Source organism: Psychrobium sp. nBUS_13 (assembly GCF_051201665.1).
Taxonomy (GTDB): Bacteria; Pseudomonadota; Gammaproteobacteria; order Enterobacterales; family Psychrobiaceae; genus Psychrobium.
This window is the reverse complement of record NZ_CP179210.1, coordinates 1,364,980-1,383,862: the sequence shown is the minus strand read 5'-3', so window position 1 is coordinate 1,383,862 and position 18,883 is coordinate 1,364,980. Positions and strand designations below refer to the sequence as shown.

At 41.3% G+C, this 18,883-nt stretch carries 12 protein-coding genes and 1 pseudogene; 1 reads left to right on the top strand and 12 read right to left on the bottom strand.

The genetic code is table 11. The features are described from left to right. Positions 1-179: 179 nt before the first annotated feature. The 6 genes and pseudogenes from glyA to ACMAZF_RS06230 form a co-directional block, all read right to left on the bottom strand. On the bottom strand, positions 180-1,430 hold the full coding sequence (gene glyA, locus ACMAZF_RS06255; RefSeq protein ID WP_435276567.1) for a serine hydroxymethyltransferase: 1,251 nt from the start codon (positions 1,428-1,430) through the stop codon (positions 180-182). 488 nt (positions 1,431-1,918) lie between these two features. After that, entirely contained in the window at positions 1,919-3,082 is a 1,164-nt protein-coding gene (locus ACMAZF_RS06250) for an ABC transporter permease (protein ID WP_435276566.1), read from the bottom strand. Next, positions 3,082-3,816 carry an ABC transporter ATP-binding protein gene (locus ACMAZF_RS06245; RefSeq protein ID WP_435276565.1) on the bottom strand — a complete coding sequence of 245 codons (735 nt, stop codon included), beginning with the start codon at positions 3,814-3,816 and terminating at the stop codon, positions 3,082-3,084. The genes ACMAZF_RS06250 and ACMAZF_RS06245 overlap by 1 nt, the downstream gene beginning before the upstream one ends. Positions 3,817-3,818: 2 nt before the next feature. Next, positions 3,819-5,306: an alpha/beta hydrolase gene (locus tag ACMAZF_RS06240; protein ID WP_435276564.1), complete on the bottom strand. Its 1,488-nt coding sequence runs from the start codon at positions 5,304-5,306 to the stop codon at positions 3,819-3,821. Positions 5,307-5,454: 148 nt separating this feature from the next. Further along, a complete protein-coding gene (locus ACMAZF_RS06235) occupies positions 5,455-5,691 on the bottom strand; it encodes a hypothetical protein (RefSeq protein WP_435276563.1) in 237 nt (78 codons plus the stop codon). A 217-nt stretch (positions 5,692-5,908) separates the two neighbouring features. After that, positions 5,909-6,250: pseudogene (locus ACMAZF_RS06230) on the bottom strand (methyl-accepting chemotaxis protein); the annotation flags it as partial. A 297-nt stretch (positions 6,251-6,547) separates the two neighbouring features. Between ACMAZF_RS06230 and ACMAZF_RS06225 the strand changes: the two are divergent. Continuing rightward, on the top strand, positions 6,548-6,952 hold the full coding sequence (locus tag ACMAZF_RS06225; RefSeq protein WP_435276562.1) for an acyl-CoA thioesterase: 405 nt from the start codon (positions 6,548-6,550) through the stop codon (positions 6,950-6,952). Positions 6,953-7,014: 62 nt separating this feature from the next. On the opposite strand, the gene ACMAZF_RS06220 is transcribed toward ACMAZF_RS06225, so the two are convergent. From ACMAZF_RS06220 to ACMAZF_RS06195, 6 genes are all read right to left on the bottom strand, one after another. Then, entirely contained in the window at positions 7,015-9,501 is a 2,487-nt protein-coding gene (locus ACMAZF_RS06220) for a glycoside hydrolase family 3 N-terminal domain-containing protein (RefSeq protein WP_435276561.1), read from the bottom strand. Then, entirely contained in the window at positions 9,498-10,754 is a 1,257-nt protein-coding gene (locus ACMAZF_RS06215) for a sugar MFS transporter (RefSeq protein ID WP_435276560.1), read from the bottom strand. Before ACMAZF_RS06215 ends, ACMAZF_RS06220 begins: the two co-directional genes overlap by 4 nt. A 79-nt stretch (positions 10,755-10,833) precedes the next feature. Further along, positions 10,834-13,800, bottom strand: a complete 2,967-nt coding sequence (locus tag ACMAZF_RS06210; RefSeq protein WP_435276559.1) for a TonB-dependent receptor — start codon at positions 13,798-13,800, stop codon at positions 10,834-10,836. Between the two features lie 61 nt (positions 13,801-13,861). Next, positions 13,862-16,531, bottom strand: coding sequence for a family 16 glycosylhydrolase (locus ACMAZF_RS06205; protein ID WP_435276558.1), 2,670 nt, complete (start codon positions 16,529-16,531; stop codon positions 13,862-13,864). Positions 16,532-16,770: 239 nt separating this feature from the next. Continuing rightward, on the bottom strand, positions 16,771-17,598 hold the full coding sequence (locus tag ACMAZF_RS06200; RefSeq protein ID WP_435276557.1) for a LytR/AlgR family response regulator transcription factor: 828 nt from the start codon (positions 17,596-17,598) through the stop codon (positions 16,771-16,773). Then, a complete protein-coding gene (locus ACMAZF_RS06195) occupies positions 17,598-18,716 on the bottom strand; it encodes a sensor histidine kinase (RefSeq protein WP_435276556.1) in 1,119 nt (372 codons plus the stop codon). The genes ACMAZF_RS06200 and ACMAZF_RS06195 overlap by 1 nt, the downstream gene beginning before the upstream one ends. Between the last annotated feature and the right edge of the window lie 167 nt (positions 18,717-18,883).

Genomic DNA, 18,883 nt, shown 5'->3' with positions numbered 1-18,883 from the left:
TTGACTAATAGCTGGCTATTAGGATTGAGAGCAACGCCATGTTAGTTAATTTTAACAAGTACAAGTGGGCAAATATTTAATGCAATTAATGGTATTATTATTCAACAGCTAATCTACGCCCACAAAAAGGCCGCAAAAGCGGCCTAGTATATATGAGTTTTATCGCTTAATAAGGTTTATTAAGCGTAAACTGGTAAGCGTGCACAAATTTCGAGTACTTTCGCTTTAATAGCATTGATGACATCTTCGTTTTCAATGTCATCTAACACATCACAAATCCAACCTGTTAACGCTTTAGTATCTGCAACAGTGAAACCACGACGGGTAATTGCTGGCGTACCAAGACGAAGACCAGACGTAACAAACGGTGAACGTGGATCGTTTGGTACAGAGTTTTTATTTACTGTAATAAACGCACGACCTAAAGCAGCATCAGCATCTTTACCGGTGTACTCTTTACCGATTAAATCAAGTAATAGTAAGTGGTTTGAAGTGCCGTTAGACACAACTTTGTAGCCGCGCTCCATAAGTACATCAACCATAGCGTTAGCGTTATCTAACACAGCTTGCTGATACGTTTTAAATTCCGGCTCTAAAGCTTCTTTAAATGCAACCGCTTTACCCGCGATTATGTGCATTAATGGGCCACCTTGACCGCCAGGAAATACTGCTGAGTTTAATTTCTTTTCTACTGCTTCATTTTCACGAGCAATGATCAAACCACCACGAGGACCGGCAAGCGTTTTATGCGTTGTTGTAGTAACAACATCAGCAAATGGTACTGGGTTTGGGTATAAGCCAGCAGCAATAAGACCTGCAACGTGAGCCATATCAACGAATAAGTAAGCACCTACTTTATCTGCGATTTCACGGAAACGAGCCCAATCAACAATACCAGAGAAAGCAGAGAAACCAGCGATAATCATTTTTGGTTTATGCGCTAATGCAAGTTCTTCAACTTCAGCGTAATTAATATCACCGTTTTCATCTAAACCGTATTGCTTCGCGTCATATAACTTACCAGAGAAGCTAACGTGTGAACCGTGAGTTAAGTGACCGCCGTGAGCAAGGCTCATACCTAATACCGTATCGCCATGCTCTAATAATGCTAAAAATACAGCAGAGTTAGCTTGTGAACCTGAGTGAGGTTGTACGTTAGCGTAATGAGCACCAAATAATTCTTTAGCACGTTCAATCGCTAAAAATTCAGCTTTATCAACATATTCACAACCGCCGTAGTAACGCTTACCAGGGTAACCTTCAGCGTACTTATTAGTTAATTGTGAGCCTTGAGCTTCTAAAACACGTGGGCTACAGTAATTTTCTGACGCGATCAATTCAATGTGTTCTTCTTGACGAGTCGTTTCTTGGCTAATTGCTTCAAATAATTCAGGATCAAAATCAGCAATGTTCATATCACGTTTAAGCATCTAAGTACTCCAATGTAAAATCGGTTAATAAAATTTTGCCAGTATTCTACCTATCTAGACGGCTAAATCCTAGCGAAAGTGTGACTTTTATCAAACTAATTTGTGACGACATATAACGTCTACCTGACCAACAAAAAACCATCACAGACAAAACCAAAAGCATATTATTTCAATAGGTTAAAGTAAATTAACTAACCAGTGATAGGATGAAAAATCTCAAAACCGCTATTGATGATATCTCAGCCAACAACGACTCCACCAAAAAGCGGATCGTCAACTAAATAGAGCAAAGCGCTGTTTTATCCAACCATTTATCTCTCTCTTGTTTTCATTTACACGAGCTATGAACAACATCACTTACTTAATGCAATTGGTATAACTCAGCGAAATCGGCCGAGGTAACATCTTCTATCATAATGATTTATCTCATTAAAAAGCCAATGCCACTTCTCAGCAGCATTGGCTTTAGATTAGGTTCAGCTAAGGGGTTAACTTAACCCTAAGACGACTTTCTCAGAACGCAATGAGCGTGCTAATAACAGCGTCATCACAACTGCCACACCTAACGTCGTTAGCATCGTAAATGCAAAGGCCGCTAAATCTAATGCTTCACCTTTATACAGATCGCTCATAATGACATTCTGACCAGCCAAAGGAATATAGTCTAACCATGCAGGCTTATGCGGTAGCATCATAATCGCAAATGGAACCATCATTGGTAAAATTAGAATCATTGATAGGTAAGATTGCGCTTCTTTAAAGCTTTTAGATTGATACGCAAAAAACAACTGCGTAATACCCGCCAAATAAGCCAGTGGAATAATCATTAGTGCAATAATTATCATTGTAATTGGATCAATAACGATTGAGATACCAATTTGCTCAAGGGGCAACATCGACATCGTAAAGCTCATGGTAAACATGGTTAGAATTGACGCTAGCGCGCCATAAAAACTAACACAGGCGACTTTAGACAACACCACCATTACCGTTGAGACTGGTTGGCATAATATGAGCTCTAACGAATGACGTTCTCGCTCTCCCGCGCTCGTATCAATAGACGCCGTCATTGATGCAGTAAAGAGTGCCATCATGATAAACATGGCGACCATCCCCATAATCAATCCACTTGAAGATTCAGGTGTTTGTGTGCTTTGAACATTAATTAAAATAGGCTGTGTAATTCGAGGATCAATTCCGCGCATTAACAGTCTTGTAGAACCAATTTGACTGCTATAAGCATTAATGATGCTTTCCATACGACGTAATGTTGAGCGTAAATCTTTATCGCTATAATCCGCTTTTATCGTAACTTTAGCTGGTTTGCCGTCATTTAAACGCTGTGCAAAATCATCACTAATGGTGAGTTTAACTTCACGTTCTTTCCATTTAGCGGCTTCATTTTCTGGCACTTCACTAATCGGCTTAAACTGACGAGCATTTAAGTAGCTAATGAGCTCAGGTGCTCGCTCCGCGCCAACAAATTCTATATAACTATCTTTGACAGCGCTCTCTTGTTCAATTTGAAACATAAACAATGCAGCCATCATAATTGGTCCAACAACGATAGCGAATAATGCAGCCATTAATGCGCGTCTATCACGAAACGCTTCGCGAAACTCTTTAACGACTAATCCTTTAAACATACTCATTACGCCGCTACTCCTTCATCACTACCAATAATGGCTACGAATGCATCTTCTAATTGCTCTTTACCTGCTAAATCACATAACTCTTGTGGTGATCCCTGTGCAACCACTCTGCCTTTCGCCACGATGATGACTCGATCACACAGTGCTGCGACTTCTTGCATAACGTGGCTTGAGAATAAAATACAATGCCCCGCCGCTTTAAGTTTTAGCAACTGCTCTCGTAATAAACGTGTACTCATGACATCAAGACCACGCGTTGGTTCGTCGAGAACTAAGTTCTGCGGACGATGAACTAAGGCTTGTGCCAAGGTCACTTTCATTCGTTGACCTTGTGAAAACCCTTCTGTTCTTCTGTCGCTAATATCTTGCATGTCTAAATCGCTAATAACGGTATCTAATGCATCATCAAGTGCTTTACCCGTTAAGCCATGCATTTGTGCAAAGTATTCAATCTGTTCGCGCGCTGTTAATCGTTCGCTCATGCCAAACTGATCAGGGAAAATCCCCAGCGACTTACGTGCATCAATCGGCTTATTGGCCACATTAATATCATTAATATGCGCCTCACCAGTATCGGCTTTTAACAGACCATATAAAATTCGTAATGTTGTTGTTTTTCCTGCGCCATTAGGGCCTAAAATACCGGTTATTTCGCCGTCATTTGCTTCAAACGAAACAGATTCAACAGCCGTGAAATCACCAAATTTTTTGGATAAATTATTTACTTTCAACATGATTATTTCGTTTCCTTCACGTGTAAATTACTGTTGTTATTTAGCAAGAATCCTGGGAGAGGCTGTTTATCTAAACAACTACTATTTACATCGTCAAAATTGAGATTATCTAAATACTCACCAATCATGTTTGCAGCACACGTTTGAGTCACCAAGCCATGACCTGCGTTCTTAGCAACATAATGTTTGCTGTTAATCAACCCTTCAGCGGCCATAGTTCCCCATGATGGTGGGGTTACAGGATCTAATTCGCCAGACAGTAACATCGTTGGAATCGTTGAAACAACCTTGTCACCAAAGTTGGCGGGAGCCGTAAATGTAGGCCAGTGCTTACAAATACCGCTAAACACTTCAAAAGTATGAGCACCAGAGAATGTATTGGCTCTATCTTTGGCTAATAAATCTTTGCCAGCTCGAGGAATGTCTTCATTACATAAGATATTGAAAGTCAGCCCAACGTACATACCACCAATAGAATCTTCACTTTGCGACATCAAGCCAACGAAAGGTTTATAGTTTCCTTTAGCAAACTCACTTACTACATAAGGTAGAAGTTCACGACGACCTACGCTATAAAGCATATTTCGTAAGGTATTAATAAACTTCTTACTGTCGATGTTCAGGGCAATTGATTTGTCAGTGACAGGATGATCTATCATTGTCTTAATTGGCGCTAGTTCTAACTGCGCACGGATCTTTTGATAATCAGATACAAAGCTTGGAAACAATTCAAGACATGCTTGATTGCTATTACATTGCTCAACCAAGATATCGAAAGCACGTTGCGCTTCAATTCCCATCGGGCCAACAACCACTTGTGGCGGCACAACACCATCTAAAATAACTGAACGTAATGCTTGCGGTTTCTCACGCATATAAACCATAGCAGCACGTGAGCCATACGAAATTCCATAAAGATTAATTTGTTGATATCCCAAGGCTTCACGCACGGCATCAAAATCTAAAATGGCGTTATTAGTATTGTATTGAGAGAGGTCGACATCAAATGACGCAATACACTTTTTAGCATCCTCAACGTTAAAATCACTACTTAATACCTCATAAATATCGCCATCTTCTTCATCACAAACAAGCGGGTTTGATTTACCCGTACCGCGCTGATCAATAAAGACTAAATCTCTATCCTCGCGGACACTGTGGAAAATCTTAAGTAAACCAGGCACTAGTTCAGAAGCTGCTTGCCCTGGTCCACCCATCAGCAAAAACAACGGATCACTTTGTGGAGATTGAGATATTGCATTGGCTACAATCACGTTCAAATCGAGATTCTTACCGGTTGGCGACTGCCAATTTTCAGGAACGGATAACTGCCCACATTGTAATTGTTTAGAAACCCCTTCCACAAAACAACTATCAAGTTGTAATGGGTCTGGCTGAGTATCATTGGCAATCGCAGAATGAGACACCAAGGTAGTGGCAAGTGCGCTAGATAACAGCGACCCCATTAGCCAGTGATTTAATCGCTTCAAATCATATCCTTATTCATTATTATTTAATTCAAGTTAATGGAGTTTAGCCTAAGTAATACGACAAAAGCGAGAAAAAAAAAGACATGTTATGTCAACGAATCTCGCTTTAATTTGTAAAGTTTTATTAATAAGCTGTCGATGCAGCGTATTAGCTCACTTTATAGCGCTCAACAGAGTCATTAAGTTGCAATGCTTGCTTTGCCAATTCATCACTTAAGCTTGCGTTATTACTGGAATGTTGTGCGGTTTTATCCACTTGCTGACGAATAGACTCAACCCCATTATTTACTTCCATCACCCCGTGACTTTGATTATCAATTGCATCAGCAATAGAGGTTGTCATGGCAAGAATACTCGCCATATTCTCAGTAATTTCTGATAACACATCACCCGCAGCAGAAGCCTTATCAGCACTTTCTTGACCTTGTTGCTGACAGTCATACCAATTGCATTAAGTAAGTGATCTTGTTGTGCGTAGAGAAAATCAGCTAAAACAAGGCGCTCGATTGACTAATAGCTGGCTATTAGGATTGAGAGCAACGCCATGTTAGTTAATTTTAACAAGTACAAGTGGGCAAATATTTAATGCAATTGGTATCAGTTATCAGTGACATCATGCTTTTACTTCGTTGTTGCAGCGTATCAACAATGGTTTCAATCTCCTGTGTCGAATCTTGAGTTCGACTTGCCAATGTTCGCACTTCATCTGCAACCACAGCAAAGCCACGCCCCTGCTCACCTGCGCGAGCAGCCTCTATAGCCGCATTAAGCGCTAATAAGTTGGTTTGCTCAGCAATCCCACGAATCACGTCCATTACCTTAGTAATATGCTCACTGTCATTCACGAGTTTTTTGGCTTCTTGATGTGACTTTTCAAGATTGTTCGATAAATGGCGAATTTGCTCAATCGTTGCCTGAACACCTTTATTACCATTTAACGCGTTTCAGCAGTTCCCAACATCATTGAACGTACTATGGCCTTACAGCTAGACGTCAATAAGTTACAAAAAGTGCTCTTTCTGTCTGAAGCTTCTACCGATCTCTATTTTGGTTTTCACAAAGGTTAAGATCCATCGCTCATTGAGCAACTGCTCAGTGCATTTGACGAACTTGCCCAAGAAGGTGAGATTACACGTCTAAAGAAAAAGTGGTACTTAGAGTAATAACAAAGTGATATAGATAGCGGAAAAGCTGTTCATTGCTTGTTATAATCATCCTTTATTTTCAACTTACCAAACTCAATGATTTCAGATCCTCAAATTCTAGAACGACTCGATAAGAGTCAGGCGCGTATTACTAAAGCTGTTTTTCCTTTTACCACCAACCATCATGACACCTTATTTGGTGGGCAAGCCCTTGCTTGGATGGATGAAGCCGCTTTTATCGCTGCAACGCGCTTTTCTCGCAAACGTTTAGTTACCGTATCATCAGATAAAATTGATTTTAAGCACCCTATCCCAGGCGGCAGTTTAGTGGAATTAATTGGACAAGTCGTTCACGTGGGCAACACCAGTATCAAAGTTGAAGTCAACATTTACGTTGAAGATATGTATCACGACCATCGCGAGAAGGCGATAACTGGCAGCTTTAGCTTTGTTGCTGTTGACGAAGATGGCAAACCGACACCAGTATTACCAGTAGAATAAGAGCGTTAGATTAGAATGCATTAGCGCGATAGTCATTCAACCATCGCGCCCATACTTTCTAATTAATTACATTCAGTGCTCGCAGGCTCTTTAATAGTCATTCTTATTGCACTAATATCTAAGTTCATCTTACTAGAGCTTATTACTCCTAGCGATTTAAGTTTACTATGGCTCGCACTTAACTGGTTAAAGCACGACAAGCTATACTGCACGCTGCCCCATGTATTAACAGGCAATGCATTGATCTTATTCGCTAATGCCACTGCATGCTGACACTGTTTAATATCATCACAGTTTAATGCCAACATGACAGACTCAGGTAATAATGCTTCTCGCCTAACAGTTAATTCAACCACCCGGTTATCACCTGACACTCCATATCCATCATCTTTATTATTAAACCAAAGACCAGCCAGTGTATTTCCTTGATTACTCAGTTTAAATGCATCTTCCTGTACTATTTTATCAATAGTCCGATATGACAACCCGCCCAGTTCAACACTGCTTGACTTAACAGGAGTTTGGCGCATTTCATCCATCAAAGAAAGTATCCACGGAGCAACAAGTTTACCGTCAAACAATGCTTCAGCTTGCTGTCCATCAATGACTAATGTGTGATGTTCTGACAGCTGTTTTACCTGAATATCATCTTCATACGTTAATCCGTAACCGTACGGGAATAGTGGCGAATAGTCTTTGTCATGACGATTAACAATTTGATCCGGCGTTGCTGGCCACGAGAATGACAATCTACCTTTAAAATCATTTTGAGGGCTGCGTTTAAATAGCACATCAGCTACTGCTTTTCCTTCCGAACCTGGCAACCACGCAGCAACAAAGGCATCACTTGCATTTAAGTACGGATTGACCCACATCGGCCGCCCACTAATAAATACTGAGACTACAGGAATGCCTTGTTGCTTGAATCCCTGTAACATGTTCAACTCTTTTGTATTTAAGGGATTATAGGCTAGTGTTTTAACATCCCCTTGCCCTTCTGCGTATGGCTCTTCACCATATACGGCGATAACTACGTCTGGCTTTTTCTCATATTTACCATCAACACTTAAAACAATTGAGCCACCAGCTTTTTTCACCACGACATCGATTCCATCGTAAATCGATGTGCCCCCCGGAAAGTCATCATTAGTATTATTTGTACCTTGCCAGCTAATAGACCAGCCGCCAGATTGCTTGCCAATATTATCAGCGCCATCTCCAACAACTAAGATCCGTTGATTGGCCGATAAAGGTAATGTGCTGCCATTGTTTTTCAACAAAACAAGTGATTCTCTAACGGCTTTTTCAGCAATTTTTCGATGTTTTTCATGACCGATATATTCAGTTTTTCCAGCATATTTTCGATTAACTGGGCTTGGTTTATCAAAAAGACCAGCTCGAAATTTCACTCGTAAAATACGACTTACCGCATCATCAATTCGAGATAAAGGAATGTCACCTTCTTTGACTTGCTTAATTGTATTTTCGTATAGCGCTTTCCATGTGTGTGTTGGCGCCATAAAAATATCTAATCCGGCATTAATAGCTGCAGGACAACTTTCATTAGAGCAGCCACGAACTTGGCCATGTCCATTCCAATCGCCGACGACAAAGCCATCGAACCCCATTTTCTCTTTTAGTACATCGTTAATGAGATATTTACTTCCGTGAATTTTCGCACCTTGCCAACGATTGAATGACGCCATTACAGACTGAGCTCCTGCCGTCAATCCGCCAACATAGCCTTGAGCGTGTATGTCAAACAACTCTTGTTCATCAGCCGTGTTATTTCCTTGGTCAATGCCGTTATTCGTTCCGCCATCGCCAATAAAATGCTTTACGGTGCTAATGACATGACTATCATCCATAAAATCAACACCGGGTTTTCCTTGCAACCCTTCAACAATGGCACTGGCGTATGCTTTTATAATTTCAGGATCCTCAGAATATCCTTCATAGGTTCGCCCCCAGCGATCATCTCGCACCGCGGCAACGGTTGGCGCGAATACCCAATCAATTCCCGTTGCCATCACCTCTGTCGCTGTTGCCGTTGCGATGTCTTTGATCAACGCAGAATTATTTGCTGCCCCCAATCCAATATTGTGCGGGAATAGCGTCGCACCTATTACATTGTTATGACCATGCACAGCATCAGTTCCCCACATTGTTGGAATCTTTGAACCATCTAAGGCGTCATCAATTGATGCTTCATACATCAATTGCGCATAATCCACCCATTCTTGCGGGATTGAATATTTATTACCACTAGGAAATGCTCCACCGCCATTTAAGTAAGAACCAAAGCCATACTTACGCATATCTTCAATCGAAATATCGCGGATCTCAGGTTGGATCATCTGCGCTATTTTTTGCTCTAATGTCATGGTATCTAATAACGCTTTAACTTTATTCTCAATGGACTCGTCTTTAATTACTTGCGACTGTATCACTGGCCAGATTGCATTTTTATTGCTTTTAACCGATGTACTATCGATTTGATTGCAGCCAAATATCGCCAAACAAGCCGCCAAAATACTTAGCTTTTTCATGACAACGCCTCCACTTTCGTACTTCTTTTAACTCTAAATCCGGCCAATCCGTAATAAACAATGAATAAATAGCAAAACACTGGAATAGCAAACGAAAGCTGTACATTAGTAAAATCCGCGAATAAGCCCTGACAGTAAGGCACAATGGCCCCGCCAACAATCGCAAGACATAGCACACTAGCACCGTGGCTTGTTTCAGTTCCTAGCTCGTCAATTGCCAAGCTAAAGATGGTCGGAAACATAATGGAATTACACAATCCAATTGACAGCAGCGCGTACATAGCAAGCTTCCCTTCGCCAACTATCACAACTGACACGAGTAGAATGGCTAGCAGCGCATTTATCATCAATACCTTATTAGCACTTACATATTGCATAATCAGCGCACCAATAAAGCGCCCAACCATAGCGCCCCCCCAATAATAAGCGATGTAGGTTGACGCTTTTCCTTCACTAAAGCCAACAATATGCGATTGGGTAAGATAACTAACAATAAAGCTACCAATGGCTACCTCAGCGCCAACATATAGAAATATCGCAACGGCACCTAGCTTTAAATGGCGATGCTGAAGTACTTTTTTGGGTGAAAATGAAACGTTCTCGCCTCGCCCCATATCAGGCAGTTTTAACAACGAAAATACACCTGCAATGATCAATAAAGATCCTGCAAGTAACAAATACGGTAACTGTACTGACTCAGCTGTTGCTGCTTGCTGTGTCGACACGTGATCAAAAATAAGCCATGCGCCAAAGAATGGTGCGATGGTGGTTCCTAAAGAATTAAACGCTTGGGTTAATGTTAAGCGTGAAGACGCCGTTTTAGACGGACCAAGCGCGCTTACATAAGGATTAGCTGATACCTGCAATAACGTAATGCCTGACGCTAGAACAAATAGAGCAAGTAAAAACATTGAATATACTGCCATTTCGGCGGCAGGATAAAACATAAAACAACCAATACTCGACAATGCTAAACCGCCAATAATGCCATTTTTGTAGCCGACTCTTGCCACAATGATGCCAGAAGGAATAGACATCACAAAATACGCAAAGAAGAAACAAAACTGAACTAACATCGCCTGCGCATAAGACAGGTCGAATAGTCCTTTTAAGTACGGGATTAAAATGTCATTTAAGCAAGTAATAAAACCAAACATAAAAAACAAAGTGCCCAATGATGATAGTGCAAACCATTGGGTTTGGGTTGAATCGTTAGACGTATTTTTCGTCAACGCTGCACTTGTAGCGGCCATAATACTGCCCCTTTTAACAATGAGATAAAATAAGAAAGGAGAGCTTAAACCCGACTGAATTTAAGCTCGTTGCGCTGCGCTATTTAAAGCTATAACGAACACCTAATACGTACCGTGGACCATATTGATTCGCTTGAAGAAACTGTTCTTTATAGCGACCAAAATGTTGCTCGGTAGCATTGGTTAAATTGATGCCTTGGGCAAACACCGTGAGTTCCTCTGTGACGTTATAATTAGCACTGAGATCCCACTGCGCGTAAGCTTTGGCAAACTGTGGTGGGTTATCAGATGATCCTTGCGACTGACCAACTCCCAATAAAAACTCGTCTCGCCATGCATAGGTCACTTTTACCGACCACACATCGTCTTCATAAAACGCTTGGAAGTTAGCAGAGTCGCTCAAGCCTTCAAGTGGAGTTTGCTGCTCTAAGCTGCTCACATCAAATTCGACATCCCCGTCAACTAAGGTAGCATTCACACCCAAGCCAAAGCCTGACTCGCCAAATAAATGCTGCACCGCAACTTCAATGCCCTGTACTTCTTTTTCATCACTGCTGTTAAAAGGCTGACTAATATCCCATTCAATGAGCGGATCTTCAGAATTTGGCGTAATAAAACCACCTTCATTCAATGTCGCACCATTGGCTTGCATTTGTGCAAAAATAGCATCGTTGGTTACTTGTTCACCGCGAGCGGCGATGTCAGATTCTGCTTGTTGCCATCTTGGCCCCTGATAAATATCGTGGAACCCGTCAATCGTTGTGGAGACAATGCGATTTCCAATAAAATTCTTCACTTTTTTATTAAAGTAACCTACTGACGCATAACTACCCGGCGCATAATAATAGCTGTACACCAAATCTAAATTTGTTGATTCATATGGCTGGAGGTTTGTATTACCTTGTACCCCATTGCGAGAGCCAATTTTGGGACTACCAGATAACGTTCGGCCGCCCGCAAGCGAACCTAATGGCCCACGCGCGATGGATTTACCCCATGAGAACCTAACATCCATCTCATCATTGAGGTCAACTTTAAGATCCATCATCGGTAAGAAAACATCGTGTTCACCTTCTTGGGTCAAAAAGTTATTTTCACCGGGTAAATACTGAGTAAGCCATTCACCGCCACCTTTCCACCAAACTTGAGTTGGCACAGGCTGAAGCACACTACTAACAACATCAGTTTCTTCATATCGAAGACCAACGTTTAATGACACGGCATAATCCGATACATCAAATTCCCATTGAGAATCGATATACAAACTCGTTGTCGTCTCTTGAACTTCGCCCTGTGATTTTGTGCCTACTGGATGGGTAGCTGATGTATCAAAATAATCGTCGCCACCCAATTGTTCGTTGGTTAAGAATGCTTTGGAGCGTGCTACGACTTCATCAAAGTCGAATGTGTAATAATAATTTGACCCAAGGTTACTACCTCCTCCTGCAAGTTCATTGAGGAAATTGTCTGTATTGTTATGTACAAACATACTGTCAGGGAACAGTTCAGTATATGAAGGGTTAAATAGGAAACCACCGATTAAACCACTCCATGAACTTGAACCACCGATAGTTTGTTTGGTATGAGCTGCGCCAAAATTGACGGTCACTAACGGAATATCAAATGAGTTTTCCCAGCTGCCATTAATTTGTGTTTGTTTGACGCCTGACTCACCTGGCGAATGGACAAACTGACTAAAATGAGAGTCCATTTCACTTGGTGCTAATACCGTTGTTCCGTTGTTCCAGTAAATAATTCCTTGGGGCACTTCTCCCTCACGATAATCATAGGTCTTGGTTCGTAGCTGGTCAGAACCCAATACAAGCGATCCATAGCTTCCCAAGTTCTTATCGGCACCGTTATCTGCGCTACTTGTCGAATCGTGATAATCCAAAGAAAGCGCGAGTGATTCATTCACTTGCCACGCAATATTAAGCCCAACAGACTCCTCTTCAAATTCAGTCGTGCCTCGTGAAGCCGTAAAAGAGCCATCATTGCCGCTCATATCAGCAAAAATAGCGGTACCGTTAGCATCTAATTCATAAGCATTGATGTTACCGCCATAATCATTCCACATCCCCCAACTAATAGAGTTGGTAGCCACCTTTGCGTCACTACGTACATAATCGGCACTGATCACCACGCTATCAATTGGCGCGAATTGCAACGTAAGGCTTGAATTAACACGTTCTCTGGCAACATTTTCAATGCCGTAATTCATGTCTCGCGGAAAAAAGTGTGGCCCAATCGGGTTACCTTCACCATCTTTAGCCCGTCTATCAATGACGTTTTCTTCATCTAATGTCGGCAATGCAACGTTTGCTTGCCATCCCTGAATATTGGCGGATTGCTTTTGAAAATCACGGCGATGGTGTACATACGAAAACGCCACACCAAACTTTTCATCAGCAAAGGTATTACTATAAAGTGCACTGTATTCTGGCGTAACATCGCGACCTTCAACATTAGAGGTATCGTTAATGGCTTTGGCCGATACCGAATAGCGTTGCCCTGGATTATCTAGTGGTTTAGTGGTCACAATATTAACAGTTGCACCCAATCCTCCTGTGGGATTGGTCGCTCGTGCAGATTTGTGAACCTCTAAGGTGGTTACGTTATCAGAAGATAGATTTTCTAAATTGTACGATCGCGTGTTTCCTGAACCAGGCATTTGACGCCCGTTTAGGGTCACCAAATTAAACGCGGGGCCAAATCCACGGACCGTTATTTGACTGCCCTCGCCATTAGCTCGACTAATGGTTACGCCTGGAATTCGCTGTAACGATTCAGCTAAATTAGTATCGGGAAATTTACCCATGTCTTCAGCAGAAATCAGGTCAACAACGCCTTTTTCTTCGCGGCGTAAATCCATTGAGCGAATTAGTCCGCCGCGAATTCCGCTAACTTGGATAGTTTCAACCTCAGCTTTCTTTTCTTTTTTCTTATCGTCATTGTCTGCTGCGAACGCTTGCGAATATGAGCCACTTAACAGTACAGCTGAAACGCATAAGGCAAGGTGACTTTTTGTAAAATTGATAGTATTCATAATATTCCTACTTTACTTATTCTTTTCATTATTGAGCAATAAAACATCTAGAGCGTTAAAATTAAGGCTGACCAATTATCACGTTATCAAGTCGGTAAACGGCGCCTTCGCCCGTGCCCCATGCTGGAAAAACCATCACTACATCGATTTGACTAATATCGAGTCCTGCGTCAAATAATGCTTGTAAAGAATAGGTATAAGTTTGCCATTGTCCTGTAACTGGTGCTGCGCCTTCATTACTTGCGCTAAGCGCTAACTCCACTGCCGCTGATGCATCACCTGACTCAATTTTAAACATCCAAACTGAATCACTATTATTTGGTGGCGTTACCACTTTCATTTCAAATTGAACCACGCCGTCGCTCAGTGCGGAAGAAGCATCTAAGTACACATCATCGTCTGCCAAAATACCCATTACTGTTGGTGATGCACCAATAACGAACTCAGCTGTCATACCGTGTGCGGTATCATCATTTTCAACCGTTGGCGTAGAGCCCGCGCAGCAATCCCAAATACTCCATTGCTGTGCTGGTGAATCAGCAAACAGGATATGCTTGGTTGTTGTGGGTTGATCATTAGGGTTATATATTTTCACGTTATCAACGTGATAAACCGCGCCCTCTCCTTGACCCCATGTAGGGAATATCATTAACACATCAATTGCACTAACATCTAAACCTGCGTCAGCCAGATCAGACAATTTAAAGGTGTAGGTTTGCCACACTCCTTGAACAGGTATCACACCTTCAACAGACGCAGAGAGTGCAAGTTCAACAGGCGTTTCACCGTTGTTTGATTCCACTTTAAATAACCACGGTGCATCCGCTGTATTTGGCATGGTAACCACGTTCATGTCAAAACTAATGACACCATCACTTAATATACTAGAAGCATCAAATGGCGCAGGAGATACCCCATCAGCTAAAAATTCAGCGCGAGAAATAAAGCCCATAACCGTTGGACTTGCGCCAATTGAAAACTCAGTGACTTGTTCATGTGCATCATCAAGTGTTTCTATGGTTGGCATTGAACCGCCACAGCAGTCCCACGCAGGCCATGCAGGGTTAGCCGCATTATCAAAAACAGTGAGTTTAGGACTGGCACTAGCACCATTGCCGGTATTAATTTTCATGTTAGCAACTTGATATACAGCGCCTTCACCTTGTCCCCAAGCAGGAAAAATCATCACCACATCAATCGTACTTAAATCTAAACCGCCGTCGGCCAGTGTTTTGAGTGGGAAGGTATAGGTTTGCCATACGCCTGCAGCGGGCAGTTCACCTTCAGTGCTTGAATTAATAGCAACTTCAACCGCCGTTGTGGCTTCGTTGCTTTCCACTTTGACTATCCAAGGAGCATCAGCGGCATTAGGCAATGAAACAACCTTCATATCAAAACTTAAAGAGCCAGTATCCACTGCTGGAGAGGCATCAAAAGGAGACGGTTTACCCGACTCATCAGTAATAAATGCTTCTCGGGTAATAAATCCATTGACGGTTGGCTCCGCACCAACACTAAATTCAACAACATCGCCCTTTTCAGTATCATTCTTCAACGCTGGCGTTGAACCACCACAACAATCCCATGCAGGCCAATTTGCATTAAACTCACCTCCAAAAATAGTTAGACTTTGTGGAACACCAGTACTCGGTGGTGATGGAATAGGTGCTTTGCCTTCAACTAAGGCATCCTCTTTACTGTCATAACCAGCGCGAATCGTCTCGCAACCTTTACCGGTTAATGGATCACTTTTACATTGATAAACGCGAATGTAATCAATTTCAAAATGATTACCATTGGTGTAAGCCTGTGCATCAATCCCAGTATTATTAACGTTTTCAGGCCAGTTGCCACCAACAGCTTGATTCAAGATCATGTAAAACTCTTGATCATAAGGGGAGTTATCCCAAAAGGTTGTCAACTCTCCTGACGTTGCGTCGAAGTATTCAGAAAACCAGCCTCGATGCGCCAAACCAACCGCCTCATCTTTGCTATTTTTTCGCACATCAGAGCGGCGCTGTGTTGCATAAAGGTAATCATCAACATACCAACGAATTTCGCCTTCTTGCCATTCAATAGCGTAAGTGTGAAAACCATCGGCAGGGCTTACTGACTCAGGTAATTGATAGGCTTTGCCTGAGCTAGCGTTATCAGGGCTTGCTTTACCATAATGCAGCGTGCCATAAACATGTGTTTCTGCAACGTTATCTGAATTAACGGTATTAAGATTTACAGATTCTACAATATCAATCTCACCAGAGCGTGGCCAACCACCATACACTTCATCCGTTGGCATTAGCCAAAATGCAGGCCAGCTGCCTTGACCTGATGGGAGTTTTGCGTTCATTTCAAAACGACCGTACTTAAAATCGGCTTTATAACGAGAGTTTAATCGAGCAGATGTGTATGGCTGAGAAGCATCTTGCGCGGCAGGCAAAGCAACAATTTGCAGCTTACCATCAGCAATGTATGAGTTTTCTTTGCTATCGGTATAACATTGCTTTTCATTATTCCCACCCCCTAAACAATTAACCTCATGGGTCCATTTGTTTAAATCGATGTTGGCGCTGTCAAATTCATCACTCCATACCAACTCCCAGTCTGATACAGGTAGTGCTGGATTTACTGGCTCTGCTTTTGAAGTTGTATCAGCATCGCCTCCGCATCCAATTAATGTCGTCGTCGACATCACGATACTCAGCATAGTTATTCTTTTTGCTGCTCTATTCATAATTGACTTCCTACTGACTTAATATAGTTATTCAAACAATTCGCAACTAAACTTTTCAGTTCAATGCTCTTTGTAATTATTGGCATAATTGATCATGCCGTTTGTTATCTAGATTACATACAGCATGGTGGATGTTTATAAATGCGGCAATGAATATGCGCTATTAGGAGAATTAAACGCGACTAAGTAAAGCTAAAACGGTGCAATACGACAACGTGAGGTATTTTTGCGATAACAGGTTAGACTTGCTTCGATTTAATGTGTTCATGAATCTGGGCGCTATAATTACGGCTTACCTTAAGGTTGACCTCTTCATCTAACGCAATAATACATTCGCTATTTTTTAAGCTTTTCACGCTTCTTATATACTCAATATTAACCAACGTTGATTTATGAATTCTTACAAACACATTGGGGTCTAGATTGGCGGCTAGTTTTTTCATGGTAATACGTATGATATGAGTTTCGTTTGGAGTGTGAATGCACATGTAATCGCCCGCAGCATCAATCCAACGAATATCCGTAATTGGCAACAACAACCGCTCATTATTATCGTTTTTAATCACTAGTTCTTGAGAGTACGCGTTGGGCAGCGGAGCGTCTGTCTCAAGCCATTTTTCTAAGGTAGAGATAGCGATCCCAGATGACTGTTCAAGCGCCTTTAATAATTTTTCTTTACTATTATCATTAGGTTGTTGATAAGCAAGAATACGATCTATTGTTTTCTTAAGACGCCCAAGGTTTGCAGGCTTTAACACGTAATCAATCGCATTTAATTCAAACGCATCAAGCGCAAACTCACCGTAAGCGCTAACAAAAACAATGAGTGGAATAACATCATTTTGAATAGCTTGAACGACTTCAACACCATTTAAACCGGGCATTTTGAAATCAATAAACATGACATCAGGGCACAGTTCTTGACACATTTTAATTGCTTCATCGCCGTTACATGCCTGTCCAATAACTTCCACCTCAGGTATTTGTTCTAGACGAAGCATGAGTCCCTCAATTGCTAAGGGTTCATCATCTACAACAATCACAGATAATCGTTTATTACTTTGCATCACTCGACCTCTTGATACGGTATCAATATAGTAACGGCGCACCCTGTTGGTTCACACTGAACGATACTGACATCAAAATCACCATTAAATAAAGTATCTAATCTAGCTTTAGTATTAGATATTCCAATGCCAAATCCTCGCGGTCGACGCGTTTGTCCGCTAACACCACTATCTTTAACAATTATTTGTAATGACTTTTCAATTCGCTTAGCTGACACCTCAATCAACCCATTTTCTTTTGAGGGCTCAATAGCGAATTTAATTGCATTTTCGATAAGCGGCTGTAAAAACAAACTCGGGATTTTGGCCCGTAGAACACTGTCGCAAACATCTAAATTAAACCCTAATCGCTCACCAAATCGCACGCGTTCAATAGACACATAGAGGTTCAGAAAATCGATTTCTTCCGCAAATGTCGACGCTCGATAAGTTTTCTCTTGAAGTGTATAACGAAAAAACTCACAAAGTTTCTCTAGCATTTCATTAGCTTTAAGATTTTCCTTTTTTAATATTAAAGTAGAGATTGCATTCATGGTGTTAAACATAAAATGGGGATTGAGCTGATATCGCAGCATTTGAAGCTGAGACTCCTTTGCCAATGTTTGTGCACGAAGCAACATTTCATGTTCTTTTTGAAGCTTGGCGTTATACAACATAATGAAAAAAATCGATGTCCAAACAAACATGGTTGTTAAGGAAAATAACAACCATCCACCAAACTCCAAGGTGTTCCACGCTTGATTCCATTGCTGTTGATAAACAATAACTTTGTATGTACTTAATTTAATTATGTTATAGAACAGCCCCAATAATGCTGCGGAAATAAAGCTAAACAGTAAAACTTTTCTGATTTTAAAAACCACAATTCGCCTAATGAATTGCCACTGAAGATAAGACAAAATAAAACCTGTCGTTGTTTCAATGGCTAAATTAACTAACTGTCGTTCTAGACTGAAATCAGTGTCAGTAAATTGCGGCCTAATAATGGCAAAGAATACGATTATGGAATAACCAATCCAACCGCTAATTTGTAATAGCCAGAATTGATTATTTTGTTTTGCAAGCGCGCTCTTTCCTAAATGAAGAGTGCTTTCCTCATGCTCAAACTTTTGTTCCATAGCTGTTCTCGATAGTCAGATTTGGATACATGATATTCTCAACATGATTAATAAGATTTCATCACAGCGCATTGTTTACATGAGTATTTACGCCACATTATGTCACTGCTGAAATTCATGTTCACCTAAACTTTGAACATACAGTACAATCGAGTTCATTAACAATA

Coding starts and splice junctions, on each gene's coding strand:
- glyA (WP_435276567.1), bottom strand. CDS start 1,430: ATGCTTAAACGTGATATGAACATTGCTGATTTTGATCCTGAATTATTT.
- ACMAZF_RS06250 (WP_435276566.1), bottom strand. CDS start 3,082: ATGAGTATGTTTAAAGGATTAGTCGTTAAAGAGTTTCGCGAAGCGTTT.
- ACMAZF_RS06245 (WP_435276565.1), bottom strand. CDS start 3,816: ATGTTGAAAGTAAATAATTTATCCAAAAAATTTGGTGATTTCACGGCT.
- ACMAZF_RS06225 (WP_435276562.1), top strand. CDS start 6,548: ATGATTTCAGATCCTCAAATTCTAGAACGACTCGATAAGAGTCAGGCG.
- ACMAZF_RS06220 (WP_435276561.1), bottom strand. CDS start 9,501: ATGAAAAAGCTAAGTATTTTGGCGGCTTGTTTGGCGATATTTGGCTGC.
- ACMAZF_RS06215 (WP_435276560.1), bottom strand. CDS start 10,754: ATGGCCGCTACAAGTGCAGCGTTGACGAAAAATACGTCTAACGATTCA.
- ACMAZF_RS06210 (WP_435276559.1), bottom strand. CDS start 13,800: ATGAATACTATCAATTTTACAAAAAGTCACCTTGCCTTATGCGTTTCA.
- ACMAZF_RS06205 (WP_435276558.1), bottom strand. CDS start 16,531: ATGAATAGAGCAGCAAAAAGAATAACTATGCTGAGTATCGTGATGTCG.
- ACMAZF_RS06200 (WP_435276557.1), bottom strand. CDS start 17,598: ATGCAAAGTAATAAACGATTATCTGTGATTGTTGTAGATGATGAACCC.
- ACMAZF_RS06195 (WP_435276556.1), bottom strand. CDS start 18,716: ATGGAACAAAAGTTTGAGCATGAGGAAAGCACTCTTCATTTAGGAAAG.